General features: G+C 46.8%; 7 protein-coding genes. 4 read left to right on the top strand and 3 right to left on the bottom strand.

The features are described from left to right. Positions 1-164 precede the first annotated feature (164 nt). Positions 165-485, top strand: coding sequence for a metal-sulfur cluster assembly factor (locus tag H9625_RS13425; protein ID WP_022039632.1), 321 nt, complete (start codon positions 165-167; stop codon positions 483-485). A gap of 21 nt (positions 486-506) precedes the next feature. Further along, a complete protein-coding gene (locus tag H9625_RS13420; RefSeq protein WP_087209279.1) occupies positions 507-1,274 on the top strand; it encodes a UDP-2,3-diacylglucosamine diphosphatase in 768 nt (255 codons plus the stop codon). A 194-nt stretch (positions 1,275-1,468) separates the two neighbouring features. On the opposite strand, the gene H9625_RS13415 is transcribed toward H9625_RS13420, so the two are convergent. The 3 genes from H9625_RS13415 to pta all read right to left on the bottom strand — a co-directional run bounded on the left by H9625_RS13415 (position 1,469) and on the right by pta (position 4,987). Next, positions 1,469-2,509 carry a sugar kinase gene (locus H9625_RS13415; RefSeq protein WP_022039630.1) on the bottom strand — a complete coding sequence of 347 codons (1,041 nt, stop codon included), beginning with the start codon at positions 2,507-2,509 and terminating at the stop codon, positions 1,469-1,471. A 140-nt stretch (positions 2,510-2,649) separates the two neighbouring features. Beyond that, the gene (locus H9625_RS13410; RefSeq protein ID WP_191764817.1) at positions 2,650-3,852 is read right to left on the bottom strand and encodes an acetate kinase; all 1,203 of its coding nucleotides are present in this window, start codon (positions 3,850-3,852) and stop codon (positions 2,650-2,652) included. Between the two features lie 121 nt (positions 3,853-3,973). Further along, positions 3,974-4,987: a phosphate acetyltransferase gene (gene pta, locus H9625_RS13405; RefSeq protein ID WP_022039628.1), complete on the bottom strand. Its 1,014-nt coding sequence runs from the start codon at positions 4,985-4,987 to the stop codon at positions 3,974-3,976. A 242-nt stretch (positions 4,988-5,229) separates the two neighbouring features. Between pta and H9625_RS13400 the strand changes: the two genes are divergently transcribed. Both H9625_RS13400 and H9625_RS13395 read left to right on the top strand, forming a co-directional pair. Further along, positions 5,230-5,580 carry a CidA/LrgA family protein gene (locus tag H9625_RS13400; protein WP_022039627.1) on the top strand — a complete coding sequence of 117 codons (351 nt, stop codon included), beginning with the start codon at positions 5,230-5,232 and terminating at the stop codon, positions 5,578-5,580. Beyond that, entirely contained in the window at positions 5,561-6,256 is a 696-nt protein-coding gene (locus H9625_RS13395) for an LrgB family protein (protein WP_022039626.1), read from the top strand. Before H9625_RS13400 ends, H9625_RS13395 begins: the two co-directional genes overlap by 20 nt. The last annotated feature ends 256 nt before the right edge of the window (positions 6,257-6,512 follow it).

Raw genomic sequence — 6,512 nt, 5'->3', positions numbered from 1 at the left:
ACATGTATGGCACTGCATAATCTCAGAATTAAAATCAACCCTTGGAACTATCATAACTAATTTACATAAACTCTAATGCTGTCTTTAACTTTCGCTCTTTCTTCTGCGGCTTATTTCACTTTTTTGTCGTATATTTGTCGCAAACAGTCAAAAGAAAGAAGGATATGGATAATACTGAAAAATTGAAGATAGAAGAGCGGATTGTGGATATGTTGAAAACCGTTTACGACCCTGAGATTCCGGTCAATGTGTACGATTTGGGACTGATTTACAAGATTGACCTTCAGGATGACGGAGAAGTGGTGGTGGATATGACGCTTACGGCTCCCAATTGTCCCGCCGCCGAGTTCATCATGGAAGATATCCGGCAGAAGATAGAGTCGGTAGAGGGGGTGAAAGCAGCCCAGATCAATCTGGTCTTCGAGCCGGAATGGGACAAGGACATGATGAGCGAAGAAGCAAAACTGGAGTTAGGATTTTTATAAAAACAGGTAATGATGGATGCGATGAAGAATGTATATTTTTTGTCGGATGCGCATTTAGGCTCGCGGGCTATTGCGCATAGCCGCACTCAGGAACGCCGTTTGGTCAATTTCCTCGACAGTATTAAGGAACGGGCTTCGGCTGTGTATCTCTTGGGGGATATGTTCGACTTTTGGTACGAATTCAAGCTGGTTGTGCCTAAGGGATATACCCGTTTCTTGGGCAAATTGTCTGAATTGACCGACCGGGGAGTGGAAGTGCATTTCTTCATCGGAAACCACGATATCTGGTGTGGTGATTATCTGGAGAAAGAATGTGGAGTGATTCTGCACCGGGAACCGCAGACGTGCGAGATTTACGGAAAGGAGTTCTTCCTGGCTCATGGCGACGGGCTGGGCGATAATGACCGTAAGTTTCATTTGCTCCGGATGATGTTTCATAGTCATACTTTACAACGTATGTTCTCGATGTTGCATCCGCGCTGGAGTGTAGAACTGGGACTGGAGTGGGCGAAGCATAGTCGCCAGAAGCGGGAAGAGGGGAAAGAGCCTCCTTATATGGGCGAAGATAAAGAACCGTTGGTGTTGTTTACAAAGAAATACCTGAAAACGCATCCTGATATCAATTATTTTATTTTTGGCCATCGCCACATCATGCTCGACCTGATGTTGAGCCGCACATCGCGTCTCCTGATTCTGGGCGATTGGATATCCGAGTTCTCGTATGCCGTATTCGATGGTGAGAATCTTTTTATGGAACAGTTCATCGAAGGAGAGACGGAAGTCAGGTAACAAGGTGACAAGGTGACGATTTGACAAGGTGACAAGTTGACGAGGTAACAAGGGGACGAGGTTTTGAATAGTGTTGCATACTTCAACCCAAGTTTTTGAAACCTTGTCACCTAGTTCCCTCGTCACCTTGTTCCCTCGTCCCTTGTTCCCTCGTTCCCTCGTTCCCTTGTTCTCTTGTTACCTTGTCAACTGATTTATCTTGCCACTTCACCGTTTTCGTGTTTGGCGAGCAAGCCTTCCACTTCGGCAACTTTCACCATATTGTAGTCGCCTGCAATGGTATTTTTCAGTACAGAGGCCGCCGTAGAAAAGTCTACGCGCTTCTGTTCATCTTCAAAAGCGTGTTGGGCATACAGCATGGCACCGCAGAAAGCATCGCCTACACCAACGCAATCTACCACTTCATCAATGTCGAACACACGGGTATGTTTCATAGTGCCGTGCGAATAAAGGATGCCGGCAAAGGTATGGTGTACCGAGCTGATGACGTTGCGCAGGGCAATGTAGATGTATTTGCAGTTGGGAATCTGTTCACTGATGCCTTTGCAGAAAGCTTCGTAGGCTTCCAGATCGTATGCTTCTCCATTGCGTGTGGCTTTGAATCCCGGTGCTTTCAGTCCTGTAACCAAAGCATACTCTCCTTCGCTTCCGAACATGATGTCGCTCGAAACCATCAGGGGACGCAATACTTCCTGTGCGCTTTTCCCGTAGTTCCACAGGTTTTTACGGTAATTGATATCATACGAAATGGTCAGTCCCATTTCCTTGGCTGTGTCAATGGCTTCTTTACATACATCGGCAAGTCCCGGTGTAAGAGCCGCATCGATGCCCGACCAGTGGAAGATGGAAGCGTCTTTGAATGCATCACGCCAGTTTATCATGCCGGGTTTCAGTTCTGAGAAAGCCGAATGTTCGCGGTCGTATATCACTTTTGAATTACGCATGGCGGCTGCTTTCTCCATATAATATGTTCCTAAGCGGTTGCCTCCCGTCAGTACATGTCCTGTTCCAATGTTGTGCGAACGCAGTTCGGACAGGCAGGTATCTCCCAGTGCATTGTCGGGCAGGCGGGTTATGAATTCCACTTCTCCTCCGAAATTGGCAATGGAAATGGCAACATTGGCCTCACTTCCTCCATAGTTGACCAGAAAATCATGGCTTTGTTGTATGCGAAGATTGTCGGGAGTGGTAAGACGGAGCATGATCTCACCGAATGTTACAACTTTTTTTTTCATATTCTATGTGTTTAAGTTCTTGGATGAGGGAGGACAAAAAAGACATCCCCAGAAGCCGCTTTTTGTCTCTGCCCGTGCAAAGATAATGAAAAGCGACTTACGGGGATGCCCTTTTATAAACCTATTTAATGATTATTTACTTAATTGCGTTCGTTCAGGATGTTCATCGTGTCGGTTGCAATGGTCAGCTCTTCATCGGTCGGGATAACTACGACTTTCACTTTCGAGTCATCGGTAGATATGATGGCTTCTTCGCCGCGCACCTTGTTTCTTTCATCATCGATTTTCACACCCAGGTATTCCAGGTTCTTGCAGACAGCAGCACGTGCACTCGACTGGTTTTCGCCTACACCGCCTGTGAAAAGAATGACATCCACGCCGTTCATGGCTGCTGCGTATGCACCAATGTATTTGGTGATACGGTAGAAATACATCTTTTCGGTCAGAATAGCACGTTCTTCGCCATTCTGTACGGCAGCTTCCAGTTCGCGCATATCACTCGATTTTTCGAACATGCCCAATACACCGCTCTTCTTGTTCAGCAATGTAGACATTTCATCGGGGGTAAGTCCTTCCTTTTTCATGATGTAAGTGATGGCACCTCCATCTATGTCGCCGCTGCGTGTACCCATCATCAAGCCTTCCAATGGGGTCAGTCCCATACTGGTATCAATACATTTCCCGTCTTTTACGGCAGCAATAGAACCTCCGTTTCCGATATGGCAGGTGATGATACGGCTTCCCTCTTGCGGGATTCCCAAAAATTCGCATACGCGTTTTGATATGTAGCGGTGAGAAGTGCCGTGGAAACCATAACGGCGGATACCGTATTTTTCAAAATAGCGGTAAGGGATGGCATACAGGTAAGCGTAATCGGGCATCGTCTGGTGGAAAGCTGTATCGAATACGGCTACTTGTGGAACTTCGGGTAATAATTGCTGTACGGCATAAATACCTTTCAGGTTGGCTGGATTATGGAGCGGACCCAGGTCGCAACATTCTTCTACGGCGGCGATTACGGCATCATCAATCAGTACAGAACCACTGAACTTGGTTCCTCCGTGCAATACACGATGGCCTACGGCATTGATTTCGTGCAGGCTCTTCACGGCTCCATATTCGGGGCTGGTCAGGGTGTCGAAGATGAACTGCACGCCGGTGGTATGTTCGGGAACATCTTTTTCGATGATTTTCTTTTCACCGTTCGGCAAGGTCAGTTTCAGGAAAGACCCCGGCAAACCTATTTTTTCGATACCGCCTTGTGCAAGGACTTGTTTGGTAGTCATTTCATACAATTTGTACTTGATGGATGAACTGCCGCAATTGAGTACTAATACTTTCATATATAGTTGATTTGTTATTTTTATGGTTATGAAATTAAACGCAGATTAACGCAGATTTTCGTAGGTTAATTAGAATAAAGAACATTCTGCGTAAATCTGCGTTTTTATAGTTAGGACATGGTTATTCTTGTGCTTTCGCCGCAATAGCCTGGTTGGCTGTGATGGCAATCATCTTGTATACATCGTCAATGCAGCAGCCGCGCGACAGGTCATTGACCGGACGGGCGATACCCTGAAGAATCGGACCTACCGCAGTGGCATGTCCTAAGCGTTCTACCAGCTTGTAAGAAATGTTACCTACTTCCAGGCTGGGTACTACCAGTACATTGGCATATCCGGCGATTTCCGAACCCGGAGCCTTGCTCTGTCCGATTCTCGGAACCAAAGCGGCGTCTGCCTGCATTTCTCCGTCAATCTTCAGTGCCGGATCCATTTCCTTGGCAATCTTCAGTGCTTCTACCACTTTGTCTACCACTTCGTGTTTAGCCGACCCCTTGGTGGAGAAGCTCAGCATGGCTACGCGTGGTTCGATACCTGCAACGGCTTTAGCAGTGCGGGCGGTGCAGACAGCAATCTGTGCCAATTGGCCTGCATCGGGAACCGGAGTAACGGCTACGTCACCCATAACGATTACACCATTGTCGCCACATTCGGGGGCGTGAGTCAATAAGAGCATGGCACCGGATACACACGTGATGCCCGGAGCAGTCTTGATAATTTGCAATGCCGGACGCAATACATTGCCGGTCGTGTTGCGGGCTCCGGCAAGCTGGCCGTCGGCATCACCTGCCTTAATCATCAGGCAGCCGTAATACAGCGGGTCGAGCACCAGTTTGCGGGCTTCTTCGATGGTCAAGCCCTTTTTCTTCCGCAGTTCGCACAATAATTGTGCGTATGCTTCTTTTTTCGGGCTGGTTTCGGGATCGATGATGGTAGCTTTATGGATGTTACCCAAACCCCATTCTTTTGCGAGCGCCATGATTTCATCGGGATTGCCCAACAAAGTCAGGTCGGCCACACCATCTGTCAATATCTGATTGGCAGCTTTCAACGTACGTTCTTCTGTTCCTTCCGGAAGCACAATGTGCTGTTTGTTCGCTTTTGCGCGTTCAACAATTTGACTAATTAAATCCATAGATTTGTATATTTTTTAATATGTGATTCTTTTTGTTGTGTGCGATAACGCTTTTCTCATACCGCACTGCAAAAATACGTTTTTTTGTAATATCAAGTTTGCAAAGACGGCTTTTTTTTCGGAAGAAGTAGAGAATTTTAATATGTTTGACAGCAGGAAAAATAAAAAAGCCCGTTTCTGTACAAGATAACACCAGAATGTTTACCTTTGCGCCCGTTTTTAATAGTTAAAGTTTTTAGGATATGGTTCGTCAGTGTTCAATTTTATTTGGATGCCTTGCGCTGGGGGAACTGGTAGTTTACCTCACGGGAATCCACCTGCCTTCGAGTATCATCGGGATGCTTCTGCTCACGTTGTTCTTGCAGCTGGGATGGATTAAGCTGGAATGGGTACAGGGGCTGAGCAATTTCTTGGTTGCAAACCTGGGTTTCTTTTTTGTTCCTTCGGGAGTTGCGTTAATGCTTTATTTCGATATTATCCGGGCGCAGTTCTGGCCCATAGTCGTTGCTACGCTGGTCAGCACAGTACTGGTATTGGTCGTTACAGGTTGGGTACATCAAATCGTCAGAAAACATGGATTTTTTCACAAATAAGTTCTTTTTGCTTGCCATTACTTTCGGGTTTTATTTTCTTTCGAAAGTGATACAGAAGAAGACGGGATGGCTCATTCTGAATCCCATCCTGTTGGCTATCGCATTGCTGATATGCTTTTTGCAATGTACGGACGTTTCTTACGAGACTTATTCCGAGGCAGGATCGCTGGTCGAGTTTTGGCTGAAGCCTGCCGTGGTAGCATTGGGGGTTCCCTTGTATTTGCAGTTGAAAATGATAAAGAAACAGCTTATGCCGATTCTCATTTCTCAGTTGGCGGGTTGTGTGGTAGGGCTGGTTGCCGTAACGGTTATTGCCAAGGTGATGGGGGCTTCGCCCGAGGTGATCATGTCTTTGGCTCCGAAGTCGGTTACGACACCGATTGCCATGGAAGTGTCGAACGCCGTAGGCGGCATTCCTTCCTTGACCGCAGCCGTAGTGATTGTAGTAGGGCTGTTTGGTGCCATCTGTGGATTTAAGGTGTTGCAGGTGGGGCATGTAGGAAGCCCTATCGCACAAGGCTTGTCGATGGGTACGGCTTCGCATGCCGTAGGCACTTCGCGAGCAATGGAAATAAGCGGCAAATACGGTGCATACGCCAGTCTGGGGCTGACATTGAACGGTATTCTGACCGCCTTGCTGGCTCCTACCATTCTGCATCTGCTGGGACTTTATTAACCGTTTCTTCTGTTATGCACAAGTTATCAACAGGCTGTTCATAACTGTTGATAACTTGTGCATAGCCTTATGGCGGGCAAAAGTCTCGGTTGATTTTGTGTGATGCAGTTACTTGCGGAGCAGGACGCAACTATATACATTGCGTGCTATATATAGTTGCGCGGATAAATGCAGATAAGTGCATGGTTGGTAAGATTATTAATCTTCCGGCTGTAAGATTATTAATCTTACGCGTGCAAGATTATTAATCTTGCAG

The sequence above is a fragment of the Phocaeicola intestinalis genome (assembly GCF_014837065.1).
In the GTDB taxonomy this organism is placed as follows: domain Bacteria; phylum Bacteroidota; class Bacteroidia; order Bacteroidales; family Bacteroidaceae; genus Phocaeicola; species Phocaeicola intestinalis.
This window is presented reverse-complemented; position numbering and strand designations above follow the sequence as displayed.

Excerpts from the sequence above, each read along its gene's own strand:
- H9625_RS13410 (WP_191764817.1), bottom strand. The coding sequence starts at position 3,852 with ATGAAAGTATTAGTACTCAATTGCGGCAGTTCATCCATCAAGTACAAA.
- H9625_RS13425 (WP_022039632.1), top strand. The coding sequence starts at position 165 with ATGGATAATACTGAAAAATTGAAGATAGAAGAGCGGATTGTGGATATG.
- H9625_RS13420 (WP_087209279.1), top strand. The coding sequence starts at position 507 with ATGAAGAATGTATATTTTTTGTCGGATGCGCATTTAGGCTCGCGGGCT.
- pta (WP_022039628.1), bottom strand. The coding sequence starts at position 4,987 with ATGGATTTAATTAGTCAAATTGTTGAACGCGCAAAAGCGAACAAACAG.
- H9625_RS13400 (WP_022039627.1), top strand. The coding sequence starts at position 5,230 with ATGGTTCGTCAGTGTTCAATTTTATTTGGATGCCTTGCGCTGGGGGAA.
- H9625_RS13395 (WP_022039626.1), top strand. The coding sequence starts at position 5,561 with ATGGATTTTTTCACAAATAAGTTCTTTTTGCTTGCCATTACTTTCGGG.
- H9625_RS13415 (WP_022039630.1), bottom strand. The coding sequence starts at position 2,509 with ATGAAAAAAAAAGTTGTAACATTCGGTGAGATCATGCTCCGTCTTACC.